The 25,323-nt window shown below is 68.9% G+C and carries 23 protein-coding genes; 5 read left to right on the forward strand and 18 right to left on the reverse strand.

The genetic code is table 11. The features are described 5' to 3' along the window. Positions 1-8: 8 nt before the first annotated feature. On the reverse strand, positions 9-1,205 hold the full coding sequence (locus BTE28158_RS01710; RefSeq protein WP_151051134.1) for an acyl-CoA dehydrogenase family protein: 1,197 nt from the start codon (positions 1,203-1,205) through the stop codon (positions 9-11). Between the two features lie 29 nt (positions 1,206-1,234). Continuing rightward, positions 1,235-3,370, reverse strand: a complete 2,136-nt coding sequence (locus BTE28158_RS01715) for a 3-hydroxyacyl-CoA dehydrogenase NAD-binding domain-containing protein (RefSeq protein WP_174919631.1) — start codon at positions 3,368-3,370, stop codon at positions 1,235-1,237. 240 nt (positions 3,371-3,610) lie between these two features. Here BTE28158_RS01715 and BTE28158_RS01720 point away from each other — a divergent pair, with 240 nt between their 5' ends. Together BTE28158_RS01720 and ggt are read left to right on the forward strand one after the other, a co-directional pair. Beyond that, positions 3,611-4,573: a LysR family transcriptional regulator gene (locus tag BTE28158_RS01720; protein WP_151051273.1), complete on the forward strand. Its 963-nt coding sequence runs from the start codon at positions 3,611-3,613 to the stop codon at positions 4,571-4,573. A 70-nt stretch (positions 4,574-4,643) separates the two neighbouring features. Beyond that, positions 4,644-6,536 (forward strand): gamma-glutamyltransferase, encoded by a 1,893-nt coding sequence (gene ggt / locus BTE28158_RS01725; RefSeq protein ID WP_151051275.1) that lies wholly within the window; start codon positions 4,644-4,646, stop codon positions 6,534-6,536. Positions 6,537-6,579: 43 nt separating this feature from the next. Here ggt and BTE28158_RS01730 read toward each other — a convergent pair whose 3' ends face one another. From BTE28158_RS01730 to BTE28158_RS01755, 6 genes are all read right to left on the reverse strand, one after another. After that, positions 6,580-7,533, reverse strand: a complete 954-nt coding sequence (locus BTE28158_RS01730; protein WP_151051283.1) for an ABC transporter permease subunit — start codon at positions 7,531-7,533, stop codon at positions 6,580-6,582. Beyond that, positions 7,533-8,330 (reverse strand): taurine ABC transporter ATP-binding protein, encoded by a 798-nt coding sequence (locus BTE28158_RS01735; protein ID WP_151051277.1) that lies wholly within the window; start codon positions 8,328-8,330, stop codon positions 7,533-7,535. Before BTE28158_RS01735 ends, BTE28158_RS01730 begins: the two co-directional genes overlap by 1 nt. Positions 8,331-8,378: 48 nt before the next feature. Next, positions 8,379-9,395 (reverse strand): taurine ABC transporter substrate-binding protein, encoded by a 1,017-nt coding sequence (gene tauA, locus BTE28158_RS01740; protein ID WP_151051279.1) that lies wholly within the window; start codon positions 9,393-9,395, stop codon positions 8,379-8,381. Positions 9,396-9,649: 254 nt separating this feature from the next. Beyond that, on the reverse strand, positions 9,650-10,642 hold the full coding sequence (gene lipA, locus BTE28158_RS01745) for a lipoyl synthase (protein WP_151051281.1): 993 nt from the start codon (positions 10,640-10,642) through the stop codon (positions 9,650-9,652). After that, complete coding sequence (gene lipB / locus BTE28158_RS01750) at positions 10,635-11,390, reverse strand: lipoyl(octanoyl) transferase LipB (protein ID WP_059600039.1); 756 nt, start codon at positions 11,388-11,390, stop codon at positions 10,635-10,637. The genes lipA and lipB overlap by 8 nt, the downstream gene beginning before the upstream one ends. A gap of 83 nt (positions 11,391-11,473) precedes the next feature. Further along, positions 11,474-11,800, reverse strand: coding sequence for a DUF2917 domain-containing protein (locus BTE28158_RS01755; protein ID WP_124902003.1), 327 nt, complete (start codon positions 11,798-11,800; stop codon positions 11,474-11,476). A 102-nt stretch (positions 11,801-11,902) separates the two neighbouring features. On the opposite strand from BTE28158_RS01755, the gene BTE28158_RS01760 reads away from it, so the two are divergent. Then, complete coding sequence (locus BTE28158_RS01760) at positions 11,903-12,892, forward strand: transcriptional regulator GcvA (protein WP_059600038.1); 990 nt, start codon at positions 11,903-11,905, stop codon at positions 12,890-12,892. Here the strand turns inward: BTE28158_RS01760 and BTE28158_RS01765 are convergent. From BTE28158_RS01765 to BTE28158_RS01810, 10 genes are all read right to left on the reverse strand, one after another. After that, a complete protein-coding gene (locus BTE28158_RS01765) occupies positions 12,876-13,184 on the reverse strand; it encodes an HP0495 family protein (RefSeq protein WP_057928637.1) in 309 nt (102 codons plus the stop codon). The genes BTE28158_RS01760 and BTE28158_RS01765 overlap by 17 nt on opposite strands. After that, complete coding sequence (locus tag BTE28158_RS01770; protein WP_124902002.1) at positions 13,184-14,110, reverse strand: D-amino acid aminotransferase; 927 nt, start codon at positions 14,108-14,110, stop codon at positions 13,184-13,186. Before BTE28158_RS01770 ends, BTE28158_RS01765 begins: the two co-directional genes overlap by 1 nt. A gap of 48 nt (positions 14,111-14,158) precedes the next feature. Continuing rightward, positions 14,159-15,475, reverse strand: coding sequence for a D-alanyl-D-alanine carboxypeptidase family protein (locus tag BTE28158_RS01775; RefSeq protein ID WP_124626390.1), 1,317 nt, complete (start codon positions 15,473-15,475; stop codon positions 14,159-14,161). 485 nt (positions 15,476-15,960) lie between these two features. Next, positions 15,961-16,605, reverse strand: a complete 645-nt coding sequence (locus BTE28158_RS01780) for an alpha/beta hydrolase (protein WP_059524004.1) — start codon at positions 16,603-16,605, stop codon at positions 15,961-15,963. Positions 16,606-16,618: 13 nt separating this feature from the next. Further along, positions 16,619-16,936, reverse strand: coding sequence for a (2Fe-2S) ferredoxin domain-containing protein (locus BTE28158_RS01785; RefSeq protein WP_006485233.1), 318 nt, complete (start codon positions 16,934-16,936; stop codon positions 16,619-16,621). 159 nt (positions 16,937-17,095) lie between these two features. Next, positions 17,096-18,247: a VanZ family protein gene (locus BTE28158_RS01790; protein WP_124902000.1), complete on the reverse strand. Its 1,152-nt coding sequence runs from the start codon at positions 18,245-18,247 to the stop codon at positions 17,096-17,098. A 19-nt stretch (positions 18,248-18,266) separates the two neighbouring features. Next, positions 18,267-18,890: an ABC-type transport auxiliary lipoprotein family protein gene (locus BTE28158_RS01795; RefSeq protein WP_059600044.1), complete on the reverse strand. Its 624-nt coding sequence runs from the start codon at positions 18,888-18,890 to the stop codon at positions 18,267-18,269. A gap of 95 nt (positions 18,891-18,985) precedes the next feature. Then, a complete protein-coding gene (locus BTE28158_RS01800; protein WP_124626394.1) occupies positions 18,986-19,921 on the reverse strand; it encodes an MlaD family protein in 936 nt (311 codons plus the stop codon). A gap of 27 nt (positions 19,922-19,948) precedes the next feature. Further along, a complete protein-coding gene (locus BTE28158_RS01805; RefSeq protein ID WP_151052246.1) occupies positions 19,949-20,893 on the reverse strand; it encodes an ABC transporter ATP-binding protein in 945 nt (314 codons plus the stop codon). Further along, positions 20,890-22,014: an MlaE family ABC transporter permease gene (locus BTE28158_RS01810; RefSeq protein WP_124626397.1), complete on the reverse strand. Its 1,125-nt coding sequence runs from the start codon at positions 22,012-22,014 to the stop codon at positions 20,890-20,892. Before BTE28158_RS01810 ends, BTE28158_RS01805 begins: the two co-directional genes overlap by 4 nt. 319 nt (positions 22,015-22,333) lie before the next feature. On the opposite strand from BTE28158_RS01810, the gene BTE28158_RS01815 reads away from it, so the two are divergent. Both BTE28158_RS01815 and BTE28158_RS01820 read left to right on the forward strand, forming a co-directional pair. After that, entirely contained in the window at positions 22,334-24,397 is a 2,064-nt protein-coding gene (locus BTE28158_RS01815) for a bifunctional 2',3'-cyclic-nucleotide 2'-phosphodiesterase/3'-nucleotidase (RefSeq protein ID WP_151052244.1), read from the forward strand. A 14-nt stretch (positions 24,398-24,411) separates the two neighbouring features. Then, a complete protein-coding gene (locus BTE28158_RS01820) occupies positions 24,412-25,257 on the forward strand; it encodes a tetratricopeptide repeat protein (protein WP_174909280.1) in 846 nt (281 codons plus the stop codon). Positions 25,258-25,323: the final 66 nt, after the last annotated feature.

Below are 25,323 nucleotides of genomic sequence, written 5' to 3' on the forward strand. Positions count from 1 at the left end.
GTTCCTCGTTACAGCCCGAGCATCATCTTCGCGATGATGTTCTTCTGGATCTCGTTCGAGCCGCCGAAGATCGACAGCTTGCGGTTGTTGAAGTACTGCTGCGCGGCGCTCGCGGCGCCGTCCGGGCCGACCGGCTCGCCGTCGTGATCGGCGTCGAGCGCCTCCGCGATGAACGGCTGCGCGTATGGCCCCATCGCGCGGCGCATCAGCGCGGTGATCTCCTGGCGGATCTGCGTGCCGCGGATCTTCAGCATCGAGCTTTCCGCGCCCGGCACGCCGCCGCCCGCGACCGCGGCCAGCACGCGCAGGTTGGTCGTGCGCATGTTCTCGAGCTCGATCTCGACGCGCGCGACGCGCGCCGCGAAGAACGGATCGTCCGCGAGCGGCCGGCCATTCTTCGTCACCTTCGCGGCGACCGCGCGCAGGCGGTCGAGCGCGGCCGTCGAGAAGCCGATTCCGGCGATGTTGGTGCGCTCGTACGTGAGCAGGTATTTCGCGTAGGTCCAGCCGCGGTTCTCTTCGCCGACGAGGTTCTCCACAGGCACGCGCACGTCGGTGAAGAACACTTCGTTCACCTCGTGCTCGCCGTCGAGCGTGATGATCGGGCGCACTTCGACGCCCGGCGTGTTCATGTCGATCAGCAGGAAGCTGATGCCTTCCTGCTTGCGCACGTCGGTCGCGGTGCGCACGAGGCAGAAGATCATGTTCGCGTAGTGGCCGAGCGTGGTCCACGTCTTCTGGCCGTTCACGATGTAGTGCTTGCCGTCGCGCACCGCGCTCGTCTTCACCGACGCGAGATCGGAACCGGCGCCCGGCTCCGAATAGCCCTGGCACCACCAGTCGGTGCCGTCGAGAATGCGCGGCAGCCAGTGGCGCTTCTGCGCTTCGTCGCCGTACTTGATCAGCACGGGCCCGAGCATGTTGACGCCGAACGGGACGATGCGCGGCGCGCCGGCGAGCGCGCATTCGTTGTCGAACAGAAATTTCTGCGCGACGCTCCAGCCGGGGCCGCCATACTCGCGCGGCCAGTGGCTCGCGAGCCAGCCGCGGGCATTCAGGATTGCGTGCCATTCGCGCATGTCGTCGCGCGTCAGATGCAGGCCGCCCTTCACCTTGCGCGCGGTGCGCGCGGGCAGTTCGGCGGCGAGAAAGCGCTGCACGTCGGTGCGGAACGCTTCCTCTTCGGGAGTGAAATTGAGGTCCATCGTGAGTCCGTTGCGAATGCGGTGGGCGTTCAGTCGATATGGTTCAGGCTCGCGAAATCCGCGCCGCGCTCGACCAGCTCGACGATCAGCGGCGAAGGCTTCCAGAACAGCGGATCTTCCTTCGCGAACGCGCGGATGTCGGCGAGCACGTTCGCGAGGCCGACCGTGTCCGCGTAGTGCATCGGGCCGCCGCGATAGCGCGGGAAGCCGTAGCCGTACAGGAACACGGCGTCGACGTCGAGCGGGCGCAGCGCGATCTTCTCGTGCACGACGTTCGCGCCTTCGTTGATCATCGCGGCGAGGTAGCGGCGCATGATCTCGTCGTCGGTGAACGAGCGCGGCGCGATGCCCTTCTTCGCGCGCTCGTCGGCGACGATCGCCTCGACTTCCGGGTCCGGCGTGCCGACGCGCGCGCCGTCCGGATACAGGTAGTAGCCGCGCGCGGTCTTCTGCCCGAACCAGCCGCGCTCGCACAGCCGGTCGGAAATCTCCACGTAGCGCGCGCGCGGGTCGCGCGTCGCCGCGCGGCGCTTGCGGGTCGCCCAGCCGATGTCGCCGCCCGCGAGGTCGACGACCTGGAACGGCCCCATCGGGAAGCCGAATTCACGCACCGCGCGATCGATCTGATACGGCGACGCGCCATCTTCCATCAGGTAGTCGGCGGCGGTGCGATAGACCGCGAGGATCCGGTTGCCGATGAAGCCGTCGCACACGCCGGCGCGCACCGGCGTCTTCTTCAGCTGTTTGGCCAGCGCGAACGCGGTCGCGACGACATCCGCACTCACGCGCGCCGGCACGACGATCTCGAGCAGCTTCATCACGTTGGCCGGCGAGAAGAAATGCAGGCCGATCACGTCGGACGGGCGGTCGACGCTGGCGGCCAGCTCGTCGATGTCGAGATACGACGTGTTGGTCGCGAGCACCGCGCCGGGCTTGCACACGCGCGAAAGTTCCGCGAACACCGCCTTCTTCACGCCCATGTCCTCGAACACGGCTTCGATGACCACGTCGGCCTGCGCGAGCGCGTCATACGACGTGCTGCCCTTGAAGCGCGCGAGCCGCGCCGCGTGCGCGGCCGGCGTCATCCGCCCCTTCGCGACGAGGCCGTCGTACACCTTCTCGACATGCGCGCGGCCGCGCGCGAGCGACGCTTCGTCGCGCTCGATCATCGTCACGGGCAGCCCGGCATCGAGCGCCGCGACCGCGATGCCGGCGCCCATCGTGCCGCCACCGACCACGCCGATCCGCTCGACCGCACGCGCGCTCGCGCGGCGCGCCTCGGGTGCCTTGGCCGCCTCGCGTTCCGCGAAGAATGCATGCACGAGGCCCGCGCGCTGCGGGCTGTCGATGCATTGCAGGAACAGGCCGCGTTCGAGCTTCATCCCCGCGTCGAACGACAGCGTGAGCGCGGCCTCGACCGCATCGACGATCTTCGCCGGCGAGAACAGGCCGCGCGACTTCTTCGGCAGGTCGGCGCGCGCCGCGTCGATCGCGGCCTGCGCGGCCGCGCGATCGGCAAGCCCCTGCGCATCGCGCGTGCGCCGCGCCGGCGCGCCGAGCGACACGAGCTCCTGCGCATAGGCGAGACCTTCGGCGAGCGTGTCGTCGCTGTGCGCGACGCGATCGACGAGGCCGAGCGCGAGCGCTTCGTCGGCGCTTGCGTGACGCCCCGTCAGCATCAGGTCGAGCGCGGCCTTCGCGCCGATCAGGCGCGGCGTGCGCTGCGTGCCGCCCGCGCCGGGCAGCAGGCCGAGCGTGACTTCGGGAAGGCCGAGCTTCGCGCCGGGCACCGCCAGCCGGTAATGCGCGGCGAGCGCGACCTCGAGGCCGCCGCCGAGCGTCGCGCCGTGCAGCGCGACCACGACCGGCTTCGCGCTCGACTCGATCCGCTCGCACACGTCCGGCAGCGACGGCGGCACCGGCGGCTTGCCGAACTCGCGGATGTCGGCGCCCGCGATGAAGTTGCGGCCGGCGCCGACGATCAGCACCGCACGGATCGCGTCGTCGGCCTGCGCGGCGTCGAGCGCGTCGGCGAGACTGCGCCGCACGTCGGCGGACAGCGCGTTGACGGGCGGATGGTCGATCGTGACGACGAGCACCTTGTCGCGCCGTTCGCGTGTGACGGTGCCGGCTCGGGATGGTTCGGTGGAAGCGGGTGAATTCATCGTGTCTCCAGTGCGGTGCGCCGCGCGGGCGGAACCGGTCGTCGGGCCGGCGAGCGGTGCCGGCTCCCGAGCCGGGTGCCGCGCGGCGGGAAACGATCCGGCGTGTTTGCCGGGCATGACTCGATTCTCGATTGATCGAGATTTATTGACAATTCCCGCACGCCTTTACAAGCTGTCAAGTCTGACTTGACATTGAATGTTTTCGGACCGTTAAACGGGCCGGATCGGGAGACACCGCGCATGGACCTGAACGCGCTGACGCTGCTCGTCGAGATCCTCGACGCGGGCAATCTGAGCAAGGCCGCGCAGCGGCTCAAGATGAGCCGCGCGAACGTCAGCTACCGGCTGAACCAGCTCGAACGCTCGATCGGCCAGCAGCTCGTGCGTCGCACGACGCGCCGCATCGAGCCGACCGAGATCGGGCTGAAGCTGTACGAGCACGGCCGGCGCATCCGCAACGAACTGCTCGCCGCGCAGGAATCGGTGACGACGCTCGGCCAGGACCTGCAGGGTCGCGTGCGGCTGTCGGTGCCGAGCGGCTACGGGCAGATGGTGATGTCGGAGTGGCTGCTCGCGTTCAAGCGCCTGCATCCGGGCATCGTGCTCGACGTCGTGTTCGAGAATCGCGTGGAAGACCTGATGCGCGACGAAGTCGACATCGCGATCCGCGTGATGTCCGAGCCGCCTCAGAACCTCGTCGCGCGCGACATGGGCGCGGTGCGCTACGTCGCGTGCGCGTCGCCCGCGTTCGCGGCCGCGCACGGGATGCCCGCGAGCCTCGAGGCGCTGGCCGCCGCGCCGGTCGTCACCGCGACGGTGCTGGGGCGGCAGCTGCGGATCGCCGCGTATCTCGGCGACGAGCGCCACGAGGTGCTGCTCGAACCCACGCTGATTTCGGAGAACTTCCTGTTCCTGCGCCAGGCGATCCTCGCCGGGATCGGCGTCGGCATCGTGCCCGACTACGTGATGCAGGACGACATGCGGCGCGGCACGGTCGTCACGTCGCTCGACGCGTACCGGCTCAGCATCTTCGGCACGCACATGTACATGCTCTACATGCCGAACCGGCACCACACGCGCGCGACCGCGACGTTCATAGAGTTCATCCTCGAACAGGCCGGAAAGACCGGCCGGGGCGGGCCGGACAGGATGCGTCAGGGTTTCCTGTCGGGTGACAACCCGCCGGCCGCGCGGCGACAATAGCGCGCCGCCCGTGCGGAGCGCGTGCCGCGCACACGCCGCCTCCTTCGAATTCACTGTTGCCGAGGGTTCAATGTTCGACCGGATTCGTCCGCATTCGCGTCCCTGGACGCCCGTTGCCGCGCTCGCGCACGTCACGCTCGCCGCGCTCGTCACGTTCAGCGCCGGCTGTACGTCCCCGTCCGCGCCATCGGGCGCCGTCGTCCCGGTCGCCGCCGCGTCGGGCGCCGCGGTGCCGCTGCCCGGCGTGCATGCGCCGGAACAGTCGTCCGGCTGGACCGACAAGCCGGGCTGGACCTCGCAGCACTTCATGATCGCGGCCGCGAACCCGCTCGCGACGCAGGCCGGCTACGAGATGCTGAAGGCCGGCGGCACCGCGATCGACGCCGCGATCGCGACGCAGATGGTGCTCGCGCTCGTCGAGCCGCAATCGTCGGGGATCGGCGGCGGCGCGTTCATGCTGTACTTTGACGGCCGTGCGACGCAGGCGTACGACGGCCGCGAAACCGCGCCGGCCGCCGCGACCGACCGCCTGTTCTACGGGCCGACCGGCCAGCCGATGGGCTTGTACGAAGGCGTCGTCGGCGGTCGCTCGGTCGGCACTCCGGGCGTGCTGCGCATGCTCGACGCCGCGCACCGTGCGCACGGCAAGCTGCCGTGGCGCCGGCTGTTCCAGCCCGCGATCCGGCTCGCCGAGCACGGCTTCACGATCAGCCCGCGCCTGGCGATGCTGATCGCGAACGACCGGTACCTGAAGAACGACCCGGCCGCGCGTGCGTACTTCTACAACAAGGACGGCACGCCGAAGACGGCCGGCACGGTGCTGAAGAACCCCGCGCTCGCGACCGTGCTGCGCCAGATCGCCGACCGCGGCGCGAACGCGTTCTACACCGGCGCGATCGCGCGCGACATCGTCGCGAAGGTGCGCAAGCACCCGACCAACCCGGGCCTGCTGTCGCTGCAGGATCTCGCACACTACAAGGCGAAGGTGCGCGCGCCGCTGTGCGCCGACTACCGGCGCTCGGTGGTGTGCGGGATGCCGCCGCCGTCGTCGGGCGGCCTCGCGGTCGCGCAGATGCTCGGCATCCTCGAGGCGATGCCCGACTGGCAGCAGATCGGCGCGCAGAAGCCGGTGCGGACCGAGCTGGGCTACGAGCCGACGCCGTTCGCCGCGCACCTGTTCAGCGAGGCCGGACGCCTCGCGTATGCGGACCGCGCGCGCTATGTCGCCGATCCCGATTTCGTGCCGCTGCCGGGCGGCAACTGGGCGAGCCTCACCGACAAGACCTATCTCGCGCAGCGCGCGCGCCTGATCGGCGACACGAGCATGGGCGTCGCGCAGGCCGGCACGCCGCAGGGCGCGACGCTCGCGCTGGCCGACGACCGCAGCCCCGACCTGCCGTCGACGTCCGACATCGCCATCGTCGACCGCTACGGCCAAGCGCTGTCGATGACGACCAGCGTCGAGGACGCATTCGGCTCGCGGCTGATGGTGCGCGGTTTCATGCTGAACAACCAGCTCACCGATTTCTCGTTCGTGGCGAGCGAGAACGGCCGGCCCGTCGCGAACCGCGTGCAGCCGGGCAAGCGGCCGCGCTCGTCGATGTCGCCGGAACTCGTGTTCGACAAGAAGACGAAGCAGGTGACGATGATCGTCGGTTCGGCCGGCGGCCCCGCGATCATCAACCACGTCGCGAAGACGCTGATCGGCGTGATGGACTGGGGGATGACGATGCAGCAGGCGATCGCGCTGCCGAACCTCGGGTCGATGAACGGGCCGACGCAGCTCGAGCGCGGCCGCGTGTCGGACGCGCTCGTCGACGGGCTGAAGGGGCGCGGGCACGACGTGCAGGTCGTCGAGATGAATTCGGGACTGCAGGGGATCCAGCGGCTGAACGTGCAGGGGCAGACGGTGTGGTTCGGCGGCGCCGACCCGCGGCGCGAAGGGATCGCGATGGGTGATTGAAGGCAGCCGGCCGAGGCGGCGCACATGCGCCGCCTGCTGCGTGTCATCCGCGCCCTTTCCACGGCACGATCCGCCGCTCGACCCATCGCATCGCGAGATCGAACAGCCACGCGATCGCGCCGATGATCAGGATGCCCATCACGACGATATCCGTGCGCAGGAAGCTCGACGCATTGAGCACCATCTGCCCGAGCCCGGCCGTCGCGGCGACCGTCTCGGCCGCGACGAGCGTCGTCCAGCCGAACCCGATCGCGATCCGCAGGCCGGTGAGGATTTCCGGCAGCGCGGCCGGCAGCACGACGTGGCGCACGACCTGCGCGAAGCTGCCGCCGAGCGAATATGCGGCGTTGATCTGCTCGACCGTCGCCGCACGCACGCCCGCACGGGCGGCCATCGCGATCGGCGCGAAGCACGCGAGGAAGATCACGACCAGCTTCGCCGTCTCGTCGATGCCGAACCAGATCACGACGAGTGGCAGGTACGCGAGCGGCGGCAGCGGCCGGTAGAACTCCAGCAGCGGATCGAGCACGCCGCGCGCAACACGGCTCACGCCCATCAGGACGCCGGCCGGCACGCCGGCCACGGTGGCGAGCAGGAACGCCCCGAACACGCGCGCGGCACTCCACAGCAGATGCTCGGACAGCGGCAGGCCACCCTGGATGCGGCCGTGCCACGCGTCGACGAATGCCGCCCACACCGCTTCCGGCGCGGGCAGGAACAGCGGCGGCAACCACTGCCGATGCGTCGCGACCCACCACAGCACGGCCAGCGCCGCGACCGTCGCCGCGCTGAGCCCTGCGGTTTTTCCCTGGCCCGGCAACCGGTAGCGGCGCGACGGCCGCGCCGCCTTGCGCCGTGTCGTGCGCTCGTCCTGCTCGAACCCTCCGGCCGCTCGATCGGCCACCCAGGAATCCTGCGTGCTCATGTCGTCCTGCCTGTGCAAAGTACTGATCCGGCCGCGCCCGACGGACGCGCCCTGCCGCGCGAACTCGTGCATCACGCGGTCTCCCCGACCGCCTCGTCGAGATGCAGATACGCGATCAGCCGCTCGCGCCATGCGATGAATTCCGGCGACGACTTCACCGCGCGCGCATCGCGCGATTCGACGTAGCGCCGCGCGAACGGCAGCTCGAAGGTTTCCGCGATGCGGCCGGGGCCGGGCGTCATCACGACGAGACGCGTCGCGAGGAACAGCGCCTCCTCGACGTCGTGCGTGATGAGGAACACCGTCTTGCCCGTGCGCGCCCATACGTCGAGGACGAGCGCCTGCATCGTGCCGCGCGTCATCGCGTCGAGCGCGCCCATCGGCTCGTCCATCAGCAGCACGCGCGGATCGCTCGCGAGCGCACGCGCGATGCCGACGCGCTGCTGCATCCCGCCGGACAGTTCGTACACGCGCGCATGCGCATGGCGCTCGAGGCCGACCAGCGCGAGCATCTCCGTCGCACGCGCTTGGCGTTCGGCCTTCGACACGCGTGCGAAGCGCAGCCCGAGCGCGACGTTGTCGAGCACGTCGAGCCATGGCAGCAACGCGTATTTCTGGAATACGACGCCGCGATCGGCGCCGGGGCCCTCGACCGGTACGCCGTCGACGCGCACGTCGCCCGTCGTCGGCGCGACGAAGCCGGCCATGCAGTTCAGCAGCGTCGTCTTCCCGCACCCCGACGCGCCGAGCGCGACGACGAATTCACCGGAATCGATGCGCAGGTCGACGCGCGCGAGCGCCTGCGTCGTCGTCCGACCGCGTGCGCCCGGATAGGCGACCGATACCTGACGGACTTCCAGCGTGCTCATGATCGAGGGCTCCGCGATGAGTGGCCTGAGTCGCCTGATGCGCCGCGCTCAGCGCGCGGCCTTCTGCACGAACTGCGGATCGACGCCGACCGAGTAGTCGGCGAGCACCGTCTGGATCGTGCCTTGCGATTTGAGGAAGGTGGCGGTGGCCGCGAGCGACTTCGCGGCGCCCGACTGCGCACCGCCGCCGAGCCAGGTCGGCGACGCCTGCTCGGCCGGCGTCGGGAACGCGTAGAGCGCGAGGCTCGCGGGCACGTCCTGCACGTTCGCGCCCGACACCTTCGCGACCGCCGCGACCTGCGGCGAACCGGCCTTCCACGCGGCCGCGTGCGCGCGGTAATCGGCGTCGGCGGACGCGAGCACCTTCACGAAGCGCGTGACGAACTCGGGGTTCTCGCGCGCGAACTTGCGGCTCACGACGAAGCCGTCGAACGTCGCCTTGCCACTTTCTTTCGCAACCTGACCGGACGTCGTCAGCACCGTGCCAGACTGCTTGACCTTCGCGAGCACGGGATCCCAGATATAGGTCGCGTCGATGTCGCCGCGCGCCCACGCGGCCGCGACTTCGGGCGGACGCAGGTTGACGATCTTCACGTCGTTCGGATTCACGCCGGCGGCCTGCAGCGCGACGAGCGTATGGAAATGCGACGTCGACACGAACGGCACGCCGATCTTCTTGCCCTTCAGCGCCGCGATGCTCGTGACGCCCGAGCCGTTGCGCGCGACGAGCGCCTCGGCGTCGTTGATGTTGTCGAGCACCCAGAACAGCGAGATATCGAGCCCCTGCGACAGGCCGGCCGCGATCGGGCTCGACCCGGCCTCGCCGAGCTGCACGGAGCCCGACGCGAGCGCGCGGATCACGTCGGCGCCGCTGTCGAGCTTTCGGAACGTGACCTTGTAGCCGGTCGCCTTTTCGACTTCACCGCTTGCCTGCGCGTAGCGCCACGGCACGACCATGTCCTGGTACGCGATCACGACTTCGCGCGATTCGGCGTGCGCCGCGCCCAGCGCGGCAAAGGCGGTCAGCGCGACGGCGGCGCGGCGGATGAAGCTGAAACGGGACATGCGGCTCTCCTTCGAATGCGGGCATTGCTGCGGGAGAGCCGACTTTACGAGCTTTGCGCGCGGCGGGAGCGAAGTTATCCTGCGAAGCTATCGATGCCGTTTCAGCTTTGCTTTCCACGTTCGACCGGATCGGGCATCCGGTCGGGTGGCGATTGTCGCGCGAACGCGCGGGCGGCAGCCGCACCAACGAAAAAGCCCGCATCGCTGCGGGCTTTTTTCGATTGCATGACTTCTGCGGAACAGGCCAATGGCGCTCAGACCACCCCTGCCCCATGCGCCTGCAGATCGGCGTGATAGCTCGACCGCACCATCGCGCCGACGGCCGCGTGCGTGAAGCCCATCTTGTACGCCTCTTCCTCGTACATCTTGAACGTATCCGGATGCACATACGCACGCACCGGCAGGTGGTGCTCGGACGGCTGCAGGTACTGGCCGATCGTCAGCATGTCGACGTCGTGCGCGCGCAGGTCGCGCATCACCTGCAGGATTTCCTCTTCGGTCTCGCCGAGGCCGACCATCAGGCCCGACTTCGTCGCGACGTCCGGATGCTGCGCCTTGAAGTCCTTCAGGAGCTTCAGCGAATGCGCGTAGTCCGAACCCGGGCGCGCTTCCTTGTACAGGCGCGGCACCGTCTCGAGGTTGTGGTTCATCACGTCGGGCGGTGCCGCGTTCAGGATCGAGATCGCGCGGTCGAGACGGCCGCGGAAGTCCGGCGTCAGGATCTCGATGCGCGTTTCCGGCGACTGCTCGCGCGTTTCGCGGATGCACTCGACGAAGTGGGCGGCGCCGCCGTCGCGCAGGTCGTCGCGGTCGACGCTCGTGATCACCACGTACTTGAGCTTCAGCGCGGCGATCGTGCGGGCCAGGTTCTTCGGTTCATCCGCGTCGAGCGGATCGGGACGGCCGTGGCCGACGTCGCAGAACGGGCAGCGGCGCGTGCACTTGTCGCCCATGATCATGAACGTCGCGGTGCCCTTGCCGAAGCATTCGCCGATGTTCGGGCAGCTCGCTTCCTCGCACACGGTGTGCAGGTTGTGCTCGCGCAGGATCGTCTTGATCTCGTTGAAGCGCGAACTGCCGGTGGCCGCCTTCACGCGGATCCATTCCGGCTTCTTCAGCTTCTCGATCGGAATGACCTTGATCGGGATGCGCGCCGTCTTCGCCTGCGCCTTCTGCTTGGCGGTCGGATCGTAGGCAGGGGTCGCGGCCGAATCGGCCGGTGCGGGAGAAGCGGTAACGTCAGTCATTCGATTGTTCCAGTGCCTGCGGCTTGTCGGCGGCCGCGGATTCGCCGTCGAGGTTGGCGATCAGACGCCCCACCAGCGTGTGGGCGACGTCGTTCCAGTCGGCGGCAACCTCGAGGCTCGCCATGTCGACGGTTTCCAGTCCGGCATAGCCGCACGGGTTGATCGCGAGAAACGGGCGCAGATCCATCTTCACGTTCAGGCTCAGCCCGTGATAGCTGCAGCCGTTGCGGATCTTCAGGCCAAGGGCCGCGATCTTCGCGCCCTCGTGCACGCCGGATGCCACGTAGATTCCGGGCGCGCCCGCCTTGCGGACCGAAGCGAGATTATACGCCGCGAGGGTTTCGATCACGGCCTCCTCGATCTTCGTCACGAGCGTGCGCACCATCAGCTTGCGCCGGCGCAGGTCCAGCAGCAGGTAAACGACGATCTGGCCGGGGCCGTGGTAGGTGATTTGCCCGCCGCGGTCGACCTTCACGAGCGGCACGCCGCTGTCGGCCACCAGCAGGTGGGCCGGGTCGCCGGCCTGGCCGAGCGTGTAGACGGGCGGATGCTCGACGACCCAGATTTCGTCGCCGGTGTCGGCCGTGCGCGTGTCGGTGAACGCGCGCATCGCGTCGAAGCTCGTCTCGTAGGCCTCGCTGCCCCGCCAGCGCACGGTGACCGGCGCGACGGGCTGAACCGGAGACCCGGCGGGCGATTCGGAAACAGCGACAGGCGTGGACACGATGGCAACCGGCGAGACGGACATGGCCGGTAGTTTACCGAAAACCCATGCGTCTCGCCGGCTCTGGAAGGGGACGGATCGCGAGTATCCGTCGGAGGAAAGGCACGTCAGACGGTGCGCCAGCCGTCGTGGAGCAGCGCATTCACGCGATTGCGCAGCCGTGCGAGCGCGCCGCGCGCGACTTCCCCTGCCGGTCGCGACACCGAGAATGCGACCTGCGCGCCCTGCCGGCCTTCCGCACTGAGCCACAGCCGCTCGCCGCGATGCAGCCGGAGCGTCTCGCCGTCGACCAGGAAGTAATCTTCGACGTCATTGCTGCGCGTCGCCCATACCGGCCCGCACTGCACCGTCAGGCGGGTGCTGCGCTGCACCTTCATCGGCACGGTTTCGCCCGCGGGAATTTCGAAGGTGATGCTTGAAGAAATTTCTTGCATGATCGACTCCGCCAATAAATGCTTCGATGGCTACAATCGTAGTCATTTGAAGGCACTCGACCAAACGACCAATTTTCACGTCGATGTGAGGAAAATTAGCAAATGGACCTCCGCCAGCTGCCTGCGCTGAACGCGATTCGCGCGTTCGAAGCCGCCGCCCGCCACGAGAATTTCTCCCGCGCCGCCGACGAGCTGTATGTCACGCACGGCGCGGTCAGTCACCAGGTTCGCGCGCTCGAGGAGGAGCTCGGCGTGCAGCTGTTCACGCGCAACGGCAAGCGGCTGTGCCTGACCGACGCCGGCATGCGCTACGCGCAGCAGGTCCGCAGCGCGCTGATGGTGATCGCCGATGCGACGCGCGAGGTGCGCGCAAGCGACCGCAGCCGACGGCTGGTGGTGTCGATGCTGTCGTCGTTCGCCGCACGCTTCATCACGCCGCGCATCGGCACGTTCATCGAGCGGCATCCGGAAATCGACGTCGAACTGCAGTCGACCAACTCGCTCACCGATTTCGCGCGCGACGACGTCGACCTCGCGATCCGGTTCGGCTCGGGCAGCTATCCGGGGCTGCATGTCGAGCCGCTGTTCGAGGAGGTGTTCTTTCCGGCGTGCTCGCCAACATTGAACGGCGGCAAGCTGCCGCAGACGCCCGCCGATCTCGTGCATTACAAGCTGCTGCGCTCGGACGACGAGCTGTGGCGGCCGTGGTTCGACGCGGCCGGGCTCGATACGCTGACCGAGCCGAAACGGGGAATTTTGTACCAGGACTCGTCGAACCTGTTGCTGGCCGCGATCGACGGCCAGGGCATCGCGCTGGTGCGCCGCTCGCTCGCGGTGCACGACCTGCTGGACGGGCGCCTCGTGCGCCTGTTCGACATCGACGGGCAGAGCCCGTGGCACTATTTTTTCGTGTGTCCGCCGCCGCTCCTGAACACGCCGCGCGTGCAGGCGTTCAGGACCTGGCTGCTTCAGGAAGTCGCCGAATACAAGCTGCTGTGCGACGAGCTGGACGCGCGGCGCGCGGCGGGGAAGACCCCCGCCGAGTGCGCGCAGGAAGGCGGGTGGAAAGCGGCGCTCAGAGCACGACCTTGACCATCGGATGGCCGGTCAGTGCGCGGTAGATGTCGTCGAGCTGTTGCTGGCTGGTCGCGCGCACGGTGATCGTGAGGCCGGTGTAGTTGCCGCCGCTCGATGCACGCTCCTCGATTTTCTCGACGTCGATCTCGTTGTCGTGGACGGCCACGACCTTGAAGATCGTGTCCTTGAATTCCGGGTGCGCCTTGCCCATGATCTTGATCGGGAAATCGCACGGAAACTCCAGCAGCGACTCCTTCCGGGTATCGATCGCGCCGGTGACCTCGATGGTTTTGGTCGGTTCGCTCATCATTTTCTCCGGGTTAGGTCAAACTGTTCAAACTCGCGTGCCTTCGCACGCTGGTATGCGTCGTACAACGCCGCGAACACGGGGCCCGGTTTGCCGCCCTGCACGGGCAGATCGTCGAGCGACGTGACGGGCAAAATTTCCTTCGTGGCCGACGTGATCATGATCTCGTCCGCCGAACGCAACTCGACCTCGCTGATCTCGCGCGCGACGAACCGAATGCCGCACTCCTCGGCCAGCTGCTCGACCAGCGCGTAGCGGATCCCTTCAAGGATCCTGTTGCTGCGCGGCGGCGCCATCAGCTCGCCGTTCTTCACGATCCATACGTTCGACGACGAACCTTCGGTCACGTTGTCGTCGCGCAGCTGGATCGTCTCGAACGCGTCGCGTTCGGCCGCATGCTGCGCCATCAGCACGTTGCCGAGCAGCGAAATCGACTTGATGTCGCAATGCAGCCAACGGCGATCCTCCGCCGTCACGCAGCGCACGCCCCGCGCGCGTTCCTCTTCCGACGGCAGCCGCAGCGGGTTCGTCATGACGAACACCGTCGGCACCGCGTTCGCCGGGAACGCATGGCCGCGCTTCGCGACGCCGCGCGTCACCTGCAGGTAGACGAGCGCATGGCCGTCGCCGAGGCCTTCCGCGTTCGCGGCGACCACGCGCTCGATCAACGCGCGCCAGCCGGCCGCGTCATGCGGATCGTCGATGCCGATCTTCTTCAGGCTGCGCGCGAGCCGCTCCAGATGCTGTTCGATCCGGAACGGCACGTGCGCGCCGTCGTGCGCATAAACGGGGACGACTTCATACACGCCATCGCCGAAGATGAACCCGCGGTCGAGCACCGGCACCCGGGCTTGCGACAGCGGCACCAGTTCCTCCTGCGACGACACGCTGAGGTAGACGATCGGTTCGAATTCGGCTTGGCTCATGGCTATGACAGATGGGGATGAAGTCGTGAAAACAAAGGTCCGTCGTGCTTACTTCTTCTTGCTGAACATCAGCAGGATCGAGTCCCAGATACGACCGAAGATACCCGCTTCCGGCACCGCCTGCAGCGCGACGACCGGGAACTCCGACAGCGTCTTGCCGTCGGCGACGATCTTCACGGTACCGACCTGCTGGCCTTCCGCGAGCGGCGCGATCAGCGGCGCGTTGACCTCGACTTCCGGCTTGACCTTGTCACCCAGGCCGCGCGGCACGGTCACCCACTGGTCGCCCTTCACGCCGACCTGCACGGTGTTTTCCTTGCCCTTGTAGATGCGCGGCGTCGACATCGCCTGGCCGCCCTTGAACAGGCGCACCGCGTCGAACGCGCTATAGCCGTAGTTCAGCATCTTCATGCTGTCCTGCGTGCGCTCGCCTTCCTTCTGCTCGCCCATCATCACCGACACGAGACGGCGCTGGCTGTCGACACCCGGGATCGCGCGCTTGGCCGACGCGATCAGGCAATAGCCGGCCGCTTGCGTATGGCCCGTCTTCAGGCCGTCGACCGTCGGATCCAGCCACAGCAGGCGGTTGCGGTTGCCCTGGCGGATGTTGTTGTACTTGAATTCCTTCTCCGAGAAGATGCTGTAGTACTGCGGAAAATCGCGGATCAGGTGCGCGGACAGCTTCGCGAGGTCGCCGGCCGTCGTGTAGTGGTTCGGGTCGGGCATGCCGTTCACGTCGGCGAAGTGCGTGCCCTTCATGCCGAGGCGCGCCGCCTCGTCGTTCATCATCGTGACGAACTGCCCTTCGCTGCCGCCGACCAGTTCCGCCAGCGCGATCGCGGCGTCGTTGCCCGACTGGATGATCATCCCGTATACGAGATCGTGCACCGACACGGGCTTGTTCGCCTCGATGAACATGCGCGACTCGTCGCGGCCGACGCGGCGCACCGCTTCGCTCGGCGTGACGATCTGCTCCATCGAGATCTTCTTCTTGTCGAGCGCCTCGAACACCAGGTAGGCCGTCATCAGCTTCGTCAGCGACGCGGGCTCGACGCGTTCGTCGGCGTTGCCCGATGCGAGCACGGTGTTGCTCGTCGCATCGACGAGCACCCACGAGCGCGCGTTCACGCCCGGCGGCGGCACCGCGCCCGGCATGAACGTCGCGGGCGCGCCGGTGAACTGCTCGGTGGCGGCGGCCGGCGCGGCATGCGCGGCCTTTGCCTTGGCGGCCGGCTTCGCCTCGGCGACGACGATCGTCGACGCGAGTGCGACGGGCAGCATCACGCCCAGCGCGACGTTGCGCGCGGCGGTGCCGAAGGCGATGGAAGAAGCGAGGGACTTGAGGCCTTGGGGAGACAGACGCATGATCGATTCAGGCTGGTGGCAGAAAGTGCGGCGCGAAACGCGCAGGGGTTGAACGGCAAGGCGGCGAGCGTTCCGGCGTTCGTCCGACTGCGTCGGACGGCACGAAACGCGCCGGTTGGACTCATGCGGACGCGTTCGGTTCGCGGCCGTCGCGAGCGGGCGGACAGGCGGCGAAACGAGCGCCGCATGGGCCCGGCCGGGCCGCGGGCGACGCGAAATGCGGCCATTATACGTGGCCGCGAACGGCGTTTTCGCGAACCAGGGCTCAGGTGGCCACACCGAGGCTTCGGGAGGATAGCGCGGCTTCGCTGCGGAGAATCGTGCGCGAAGCCACGCGAAAGGCGTGCGCAGGCGCCGTGCAAGCCGGGTTGCGCCGCGCTTGAGCGGGCATGTGCGATCGTGTCGTGACACGGCGCGGCGCGATGTCGCGCGCGCGGCGGCATCGCGGTCGTGCGGCGGCGGCGCCGCACGCCGGGTTCAGCGGATCAACGCCACGCGTCGACGATGATGCGCTTCAGCACGTGCAGCTTGCGATGCAGGAAATGCTCGGCGCCGGGGATCACGACGACCGGCAGTTCCTGCGGCCGCGCCCAGTCGTAGACCGATCCGATCGGCACCGTGTCATCGGTTTCGCCGTGGATCACGAGCGTGTTCTCCGGCACGTCGGCGACCTGCCAGCGGCTCGCGGCCGTGCCGACAAACACCATCCGCTCGATCGTCTCGCCCGCGTCGCGCAACCGCTTCGCGACGTGCGACAGCACGAAAGTGCCGAACGAGAAGCCCGCGAGCACGAGCGGCAGGTCCGCATAGGCGGGCTGCGCGCGCATGTGCGCGAGCACGGCGAGCAGGTCGTCGGCCTCGCCGATGCCGTTGTCGTGCACGCCCTCGGTCGCGCCGACGCCGCGGAAGTTCGACCGGTACACCACGTAGTCGAGCTGGACCAGCGTGCGCGCGAGCGTTTGCGCGACCTTGTTGTCCATCGTGCCGCCGAACAGCGGATGCGGATGCGCGACGAGCGCGATGCCGCGCGGCGCGGCGCCGCCTTCGCGCACGGCGTCGGGCAGGTCGACCGCGATTTCGATCTGCCCGACCGGGCCGGGGATCAGCGACTTCTGCGTATGAACGTTCATTCGGCTGGCCCGCTCAGATCTTCAGGCGGTCGACGACCTTGCCGTCGCGCAGGTGCGATTCGACGATCTCGTCGATGTCGGCCTGATCGACGTACGTGTACCACGTGCCTTCCGGATACACGACCATCACCGGCCCTTCCTCGCAGCGGTCGAGGCAGCCGGCCTTGTTGATGCGCACCTTGCCGGGCCCCGCGAGGCCAAGTTCCTTCACGCGCTTTTTCGCGTACTCCTGCATGGTCTGCGCATCGCATTGCGCGCAGCTCGGACGCTCGGCGCCCGGATCGCGCTGATTCAGGCAGAAAAAGACGTGGTGCTGGTAGTAGGAATCCATGATGGTGACGAGCGGCCCGGTGCGGTGCCGGGCGGAAAGAAGGGCGATTGCCGTTGCGCGCGGCAACGGATGTGCGGTCGATTATAGCGACCGGCGCGCACGGCTGCCCGCGATCGCCGCGAGGCGCGGCCGCGCGGCCCCGTTGCCGCTCCTGCGGCGTCAGCGCCGCCGCGCGGCCGGCAGCCACGCGTGCTCGACCCGCTGACCGAGCCAGATCAGCGCCGCGTAGGGCCAGATCCACGCAAGCCAGCGCGCGATGCTGTTGAAGTGCACGTAGCGGCCCTGCCGCCAGCCCGACAGCGTGAAATCGAAGAACGGGTTGACGGGCAGCAGGTTGACGAGCACCACACCGGCCAGCAGCGCGAGCGCCGCGAGCAGCGCGCGCCACGCGGCCGGCACGCGCAACGCGAGCAGCGCCGCCGCGAAGCCGAGCTCGATGCCGAGCCGCGCGCCGGGCGTCGCCCACACGACGACGAGGCCGGTGCTCGACTGCATGAAGGTCGCGGCCGCCTTCAGCGCGAGCGTCGCGCCGACGAACGCGATCAGGAGCCGCACGCGCGGCGCGCCGGCACGCATCGCCAGCGACGCGATCGCCAGCGCGGCGAACAGCATCAACCCGCCGAGCGCGGCTTCCCACGCGGAGTCGGACAGCCAGCCGTCGACGCGCTCGGGCCATTCGCTCACGCGCCACGCGGCCGGCAGCCATGCGAGCAGCGCGTCCTGCATCGAGCCGTCGGCGCGCTCCCACAGCGCGGCCGGCCAGTCGCCGATGCCGAACAGGAACGGCGAAGGAAACAGGATCGCGAACGGCCACAGCGCGGCGAGCAGCAGCGGCGTCGCGCCGTCGGTCTCGAACCACGCGAAGCGCAGCCGGCGCAATGCGCCGCGGTCGAGCAGCGCGCCGGTGGCCGGTGCCGCGAGCGCCGCGCCGAGCAGCGCGCCGAGCGCATTGGCCGCGAGGTCGAGATTCGACGCGACGCGCGTCGGCAGGTAGGTCTGCAGCGCCTCCATAGATCCCGACAGCAGCACGCCGAGGCCGCCCACGATCAGCGTCGCGGCCACGCCGCGCCAGCGCGGATGCAGCGCGAGCACGCCGAGTGCGCCGAACGGCATGTAGCCGAGCACGTTGGTGACCACGTCGAACGCGGTCACATAACGCTGCATCGGTGCGAACAAATAATCGAACGGCCCGATGCCGAGCGATACCCAGCCGCCGAACGGATACAGCGATGCATAGACGATGAGCGCCGCATACGCGGCGAACGCCTGCCGCGCCAGCGACGACGCGCGCGACGTGCCCGGCGCGCTCATCGCGGCTGCGCGTGCGGCGTCACGGGTTGCCCGCGTACGCCTGCACGCCGACCCACGCGGCGATCTGCGACACGAGCTCGTCGCTCGCGGCCGCGAGCGCCCGCGCGCCGCCAGCCGCATCGGGCGTGCTCGACGGCGCGCGCGCGACGAACGTGCGCTGGCCGAGCACCTTGCCGCCCTGCAACAGCGTCGCGCGCGCGGTGACCGCGCCGTGGCTCTTCGACTCCCCGTCGAACACCTGCTCGAATTCGTTCAGGTCGACCTTGAGCGTCGGCGCGCGCACGCCGTCGGAACCCTCGAGCACCGCGCCGCGCGACGACAACGCGCCGCGCAGCCGCTGCGTGAGCAGTTGCGCGGGCGGCGCGATCCAGCGGCTGTCGCGATAGACGGCCATGCGCTGCGCATCCGCATACGCGAGCCGGTAGACGAACTTGTCCGTGTCGAGCGCGTCGGACGCGGCGACGTCGAGCACCTTCAGCGCGGGGCCCGTGCCGGCCGTGACGGCCGATGCGGCCGGCCCGAGGTCGTAGCGGACGTTCGACAGCGCCGCACTGTTGCCGGCGCAGCCGGCGGCGAACACGAGCGTCAGCATCGCGAGCGCGGTCGCGGCGGGACGCAGCCCGCGATCAGGGATTCGTGGCATGGCATGTTCCTGCATGATGTTTCCGGTTTCGATGGCGTCGTGGTCCGGTCTCGCGCCGGGTCGGCCGATCAACGTCGATGGGCTGACGATCTGCTTCACTTCCCGGCCGCGCTCCCCGCCCCCGGCCAGACGAAGCCCGCCTCGCCGGGGCCGGGCGCGGAGCCGGGCGAACCGAACAACAGACTGCTCGGATTGCGGCCGAGTTCACCGGCGACGTCCTTCAATTGCCGCGACGCATCGCCGACGCTGCCGGCCAGCGCGTTGAAGCGCGGCAGCGTGTCGTACTGGACCCGCGCGTTCAGGTCGTTCAGCGCGACGCCGACCTGCTCGGCAGCCGAGCCGGCCTTGTTCAGGTTCGACACGAGCGGCCCGTTCGGCTGCAGCAGCGTGTTCGCCGACGCCATCGCGCGATCGACCTGGTGCATCGTTTCCGGCAGCGCGGCCACCGCCGGCGCGAGCTGCTTCGACAGCGTCGTCGCGCCATCGGCCGCGTGCTGCAGGCTTTCGGCCGTCGCGCGCAACTGCTCGCGCATCTCGGGCGACATCAGCGCGTTCGCGCTTTTCGCGGCCAGTTCGAGCTGCCGCAGCAGCACGTCGCCGCGCTCCTGGATCTGGTCGAACAGGCTCGGCCGCATCGGGATCTGCGCGATCGCCTTCGGCGACGACGGCAGCGGCGCCAGGTCGCGGCCCGTATCCTCGAGCTGCACGAACGCGATGCCCGTCACGCCCTGGAAGCCGAGGCTGCCGTAGGTCGACTGCGTGATCGGCGCATCGTGGTCGACGAGAATCCGGATCCGGATCTGGCCCGGGTGCGTGCGGTCGAAGCCGATCGACTGCACCTTGCCGACGTCGAGGCCGCGAAAGCGCACGGCCGCGTCCGGGAACAGGCCCGTCACGTTGGTGCGCGCGAGCAGGTCGTACGGCACGCGCACGGTCCGGTCGACGTTGAACCAGAACACGGTGCCCGCGATCGCCAGCGTCAGCGCGATCGTGAACAGGCCGGCCCAGAACGCATGTGATTTGTTTTCCATTCGCGGGTTCCTTGCTTCTTGCCTTTCCTACAATTCGACGCTCGACAGCGCCGGCTCGAGGGCCGCCTTCGGCAGCTTCGCGCGCCGCTCGGGCGGCAGCGCCTGCAGTGCGCGGCGCCCGCGCAGCCCCAGGAAATATTCGTGGATGAACGGATGGTCGACGTTCGCGGCCTCCTCGACCGGCGCCGCGACCAGCACCTTGCGATCGGCCAGCACCGCGACGCGCGTCGACAGCGCGACCATCGTGTCGAGATCGTGCGTCACCATCACGACGGTCAGCCCGAGCGTGCGATGCAGCGTCGCGATCAACTCGACGAATTCGTCGGACGCCTGCGGGTCGAGGCCAGCGGTCGGCTCGTCGAGGAACAGCAGCTCGGGCTCGAGCGCGATCGCGCGCGCGATGCCGACCCGCTTCACCATCCCGCCCGACAGCGCGGCCGGCATCTTCGACGCGTGCTTGCACGGCAGCCCGACCATCTCGAGCTTCAGCATCACGATGTCGTGCAGCAGGTCCGACGGCACGCGGCCGAGCTCGCGCAGCGGCTGCGCGACGTTGTCGAACACCGTCATCGACGAAAACAGCGCGCCCTGCTGGAACAGCATCCCCGAACGCGTGCGCATCATCCGCGCGGTCGCGTCGTCGATCTTCGACGTGTCTTCGCCGAACACCTTGATCGTGCCCGACGTCGGCCGCTCGAGGCCGAGGATCTGCCGCACGAGCGTCGTCTTGCCCGAGCCCGAGCCGCCGACGATCGCGACGATCTCGCCGCGCCGCACGTCGAAATCGAGCTTCTGGTGAATGATGTTGCGCCCGTAGCGCTTGGTCAGGTTGCGCACCTCGATCACGAGGTCGCCGCCATGCGCGGCCGCCGCCGGCGGCATGCCGACCGTGCCCGCGCCGACTGCCGTGGCATGTGCGCTGGCGCCATCGGCCGGCGCGGCACCGGCCGGCGATTCATTCGACGCGTTCATCCGAGCCCCACGTTCTGGAACAGGATCGCGAACACCGCGTCGGCGAGGATCACGACCGTGATCGACGACACGACCGACGTCGTCGTGCCTTCGCCGAGGCTTTGCGAGTTCGCCTTGATCCGGAAACCGAAATGACATGCGACCAGCGCGATCAGCATGCCGAACACGACGCCCTTGCCGAGGCCGATGTACAGGTTCGCGATCGGCACGACGCCCGGCAGCGAGCGCACGAAATAGTTGACGTCGATCCCGAGCACGAACTTCGCGGCAAGCGCGCCGCCCGTCAGCGCGACGATGTTGGTCCACATCACGAGCAGCGGCATCGCGACGCCGAGCGCGAGCACGCGCGGCAGGATCAGCCGCAGCCCGTGCGGAATGCCCATCACGCGCATCGCGTCGAGCTCCTCGGTCACGCGCATCACGCCGATCTGCGCGGTGATCGCCGAGCCCGAGCGGCCCGCGACGAGGATCGCCGAAAGCACGGGCCCGAGTTCGCGAATCACCGACAGCCCGAGGATGTTCACGATGTAGCGGTTCGCGCCGAACATCTGCAGCTGCTGCGCGGACAGATAGCTGAGCACGATGCCGATCAGGAATGCGACCAGCGCGGTGATCGGCAGCGCCTGCGCGCCGGCGCTGTAGATGTTCGCCGAGGTTTCCTTCCACGGCATCGTCTGCGGACGGCGCAGCACCGACAGCGCGTCGAGGATCACGAGGCCGAACATCGCGATGCCGCCCTGCAGGTGTTCGCCGAACGCGAAGATCGCCTGGCCGAGGCGCGTGACGGGATCGAAGCGCACGACGCGCTCGGGTGCCTCGCGCTGGCTGTCGAGACGTTCGATCCGCTCGAAGATCGTGCGCTGCGTGTCGGTCAGCTCGACGCCCGCCGGCAGCTTGCGGCCCCATACGCGCCACAGCGCCTGGCCGCCGACGTGGTCGAGCCGCTCGATGCCGGACAGATCCCATTCGTTCACGCGTCCGGACGCGATGCCCGCGATGCGGCGCGCGACCTCGCCGCGATTGCGTGCGAGCGCGAGCGCGGTCCACTGGCCGGTCAGGCGCACCGTCTGGCCCTGGCCGCCGGCGTCGACCAACAGGCCGGGAGGTGTCTCGAAGTCCAAGGGCGGGTTGTTTGCAAAAGGATGACAGCGGCCATTGTAGCGAACCGTCCGGCGCCGCGACGTGAGGATTTCCGTCGGGGCGCGCAGCCGGCGGCGTCGGGCGGAAATGCCGGGCGAGAGGCGCCTCTTTGCGCATGCCCGCCCCGCCACGGCACGGGGTTCGCCGCCGGAACGGCGTGCCGGGCACGCGACCTTTCATTCTTCCGTCACGTTTCCTTTCGATACTCTCACGCGCCGCACGTCAGGCCGTCGGCGCCCGCGCCGCCATTTCGCTGCGCTCCTCGCGATTCATAGAACAGAACACAGAACAGGACAATCGATGCGTCTCCCCCCGCTTTCCCGCCGCCGCGTGACCGCCGCCGCCGCGCTCGCCAGCCTCGCCTTCGCCCTCGCCGGTTGCGGCGGCGACGACGTCACCGCCCCGCCGTCGTCGCAGACGCAGGCGCCCGCCGGCACGACGGCCACGCTCGCGCTGCTCGAAACGACCGACCTGCACACCAACGTGCTGTCGTACGACTATTTCAAGCTCGCCGCCGACAAGTCGCTCGGCTTCGAGCGCGTGTCGACGCTGATCGCGCAGGCGCGCGCGCAGTACCCGAACACGCTGCTGCTCGACAACGGCGACACGATCCAGGGCACCGCGCTGTCGGACTACCAGGCGCTCGTGAACCCGATCGGCTGCGACCAGACGCTCGCGATCTACAAGGTGATGAACGCGGCGAAGTTCGACGGCGGCGGGATCGGCAACCATGAGTTCAACTACGGGCTGCCGTACCTGTCGCAGGTGACCGGCAACACGTTCGACGTCGACGGGCTGCCGGCCCCCGCGCAGCAGAAGAAGTGCGCGGGCCCGAGCTTCCCGCAGGTGCTCGCGAACGTAATCAGCGCGAAGACCAACGCGCCGCTGTTCACGCCGTACACGATCCTGACCCGCACGGTGACGGCCGTCGCGCCCGACGGCAAGACCATCAGCGCGCCGGTGAAGATCGGCATCATCGGCTTCACGCCGCCCGCGATCATGAGCTGGGACAAGCGCTGGCTCGACGGCAAGGTCTACACGACCGGCCTGAAGGAAGCGGCCGAGAAGTACATCCCGGAGATGCGCGCGAAGGGCGCCGATCTCGTCGTCGCGATCTCGCACGGCGGCCTCGACAACACCGCGTATTCGCCGACCATGGAGAACGGCAGCTGGTGGCTGTCGAAGGTGCCCGGCATCGACGCGATGCTGATCGGCCACTCGCACCAGGTGTTCCCGGACGCGAACAGCACCGTGGCGCAGTTCAACCTGCCGGGCGTCGACAAGGCGAAGGGCACCGTCAACGGCGTGCCGACCGTGATGGCCAACTACTGGGGCAAGCATCTCGGCGTGATCAAGCTCGGCCTGACGTTCGACGGCAAGACGTGGAGCGTCGACAAGTCGCAGACGACCGTCGAGGCGCGCCCGATCCAGAACGCGGACAAGAGCTACGTCGCCGCCGATCCGTCGGTGTCCGCCGCGATCGCCGCCGAACACCAGGCGACGATCGACTACGTGAAGACGCCGATCGGCTCGACCGACTACCGGATGAACTCGTACTTCGCGGACGTCGGCGATCCGGGCGCGATCCAGATCGTCAACGAGGCGCAGGCCGATTACGTGAAGACCTACGTGCAGGCGAACCTGCCGCAATACGCATCGCTGCCGGTGCTGTCGGTCAGCGCGCCGTTCAAGAGCGGCTTCGGCGGCGGCAGCGACTACACCGACGTCGCGCCCGGCGCACTTGCGATCAACAACGCGGCCGACCTGTATCTGTATCCGAACACCGTGTACGCGGTAAAGGTGAGCGGCAGCGACGTGAAGAACTGGCTCGAGACGGCCGCGAAGCGCTTCAACACGATCGATCCGACCAAGGCGACGGTGCAACCGCTCGTCAGCAGCTTCCCCGGCTACAACTTCGACATGTTCACGTCCGCGGATCTCGCTTACGAGATCGACGTCACGCAGCCGGTCGGCAGCCGGATCAGGAACCTGACGTACAAGGGCGCGCCGATCGACCCGAACGCGCAGTTCATCGTCGCGACCAACAACTACCGCGCGAGCGGTGGCGGCAACTTCCCGGGCCTCGACGGCAGCAAGACGATCTTCGCATCGCCCGACGCGAACCGCGACGTGCTGATCGCGTTCATCAAGAAGCGCGGCGCGATCACGCGCGCGGCGGACGGCGCGCAGCGCAGCTGGCGCTTCACGAAGCTGGCGAGCTCGGTCGCGCACGTGCAGTTCACGTCCGCGCCGAACCGGCTCGGCGACGCGGCGGCAGCCGGCCTGACCGGCCTCACGCAGGTCGCGGCCGACGACGGCTCGGGCAAGAACCTCGCCATCTACGAGATCGACCTCACGCAATGACCACGAGACCCGCGATGCAACCGATCCGGACGATGCGGCCTGCCGAAGCCGGCTTCACCACCGCCGCGCGGCGCCTGCTGCGCGCGAAACTCCCGCCGGCCGCGTTGCTCGCGGCGGCGGCCGTGACCGTTGCGGCCGTGGTCGCTGCGACCGGCTGGCGCGCCGCCGGCCCCGCGCCGAGCGCCGCGCAGCTCGACGAATGGCAGGCGATGGTCGCGCAGGCCGTCGAGCCGCACGCGCTCGCGCAGTTGCGCACCCTCGCGCGGCGCGGCTCGGGCGACGCGCAGGCGGCGCTCGGCATCGCGCTCGTCGATGCGCGCGAGCCGGGGCTGCGCGACGAGGGACGCGGCTGGCTCGAAACCGCCGCGCAGGCGGACACGAAAGCCGACACGCCGGCCGCGCGGCGTGCGCAGCTGGCACTCGGCAAGGCGCTGCTGCTCGGCAGCGGCGACATCCCGAAGGACTACGCACGTGCCCGCACGCTGCTCGGCGAAGCGGCCGGCCAAGGCGATCCGGCCGCCGCGTATTACCTCGGGCTGATCTATCGCAGCGGCTATGGCGTCGCAGCCGATCCGGTGCAGGCCGCGCACTGGTTCGAGATCGCGTCGCGCGCGGACATCCCGGCCGCGGATTTCATGCTTGCGAACGCGTACCGCGAAGGCAGCGGCGTGCCGCGCGACGAGGCGCGCGCGCTCGCGCTGTATCGCCGTGCGGCCGAGCACGAGCTGCCGGAAGCCGTGCAGACGCTCGCGATGGCCTATCGCAACGGCGAGCTGGGGCTGCGACCCGACGCGGACGCGTTCCACGCGCAGTGGATTGAGACCGCGCATGCGTTGAAGCATCCGGTCGTCGCGCCGTAACGGTGCGTCGGCGGCGCGGGCACGAACGCGCGGCGGCGGCGCGACGGGCACGACCTGGCGCGCCGC

The sequence above is a fragment of the Burkholderia diffusa genome (genome assembly GCF_902499115.1).
Classification (GTDB): Bacteria; Pseudomonadota; Gammaproteobacteria; order Burkholderiales; family Burkholderiaceae; genus Burkholderia; species Burkholderia diffusa.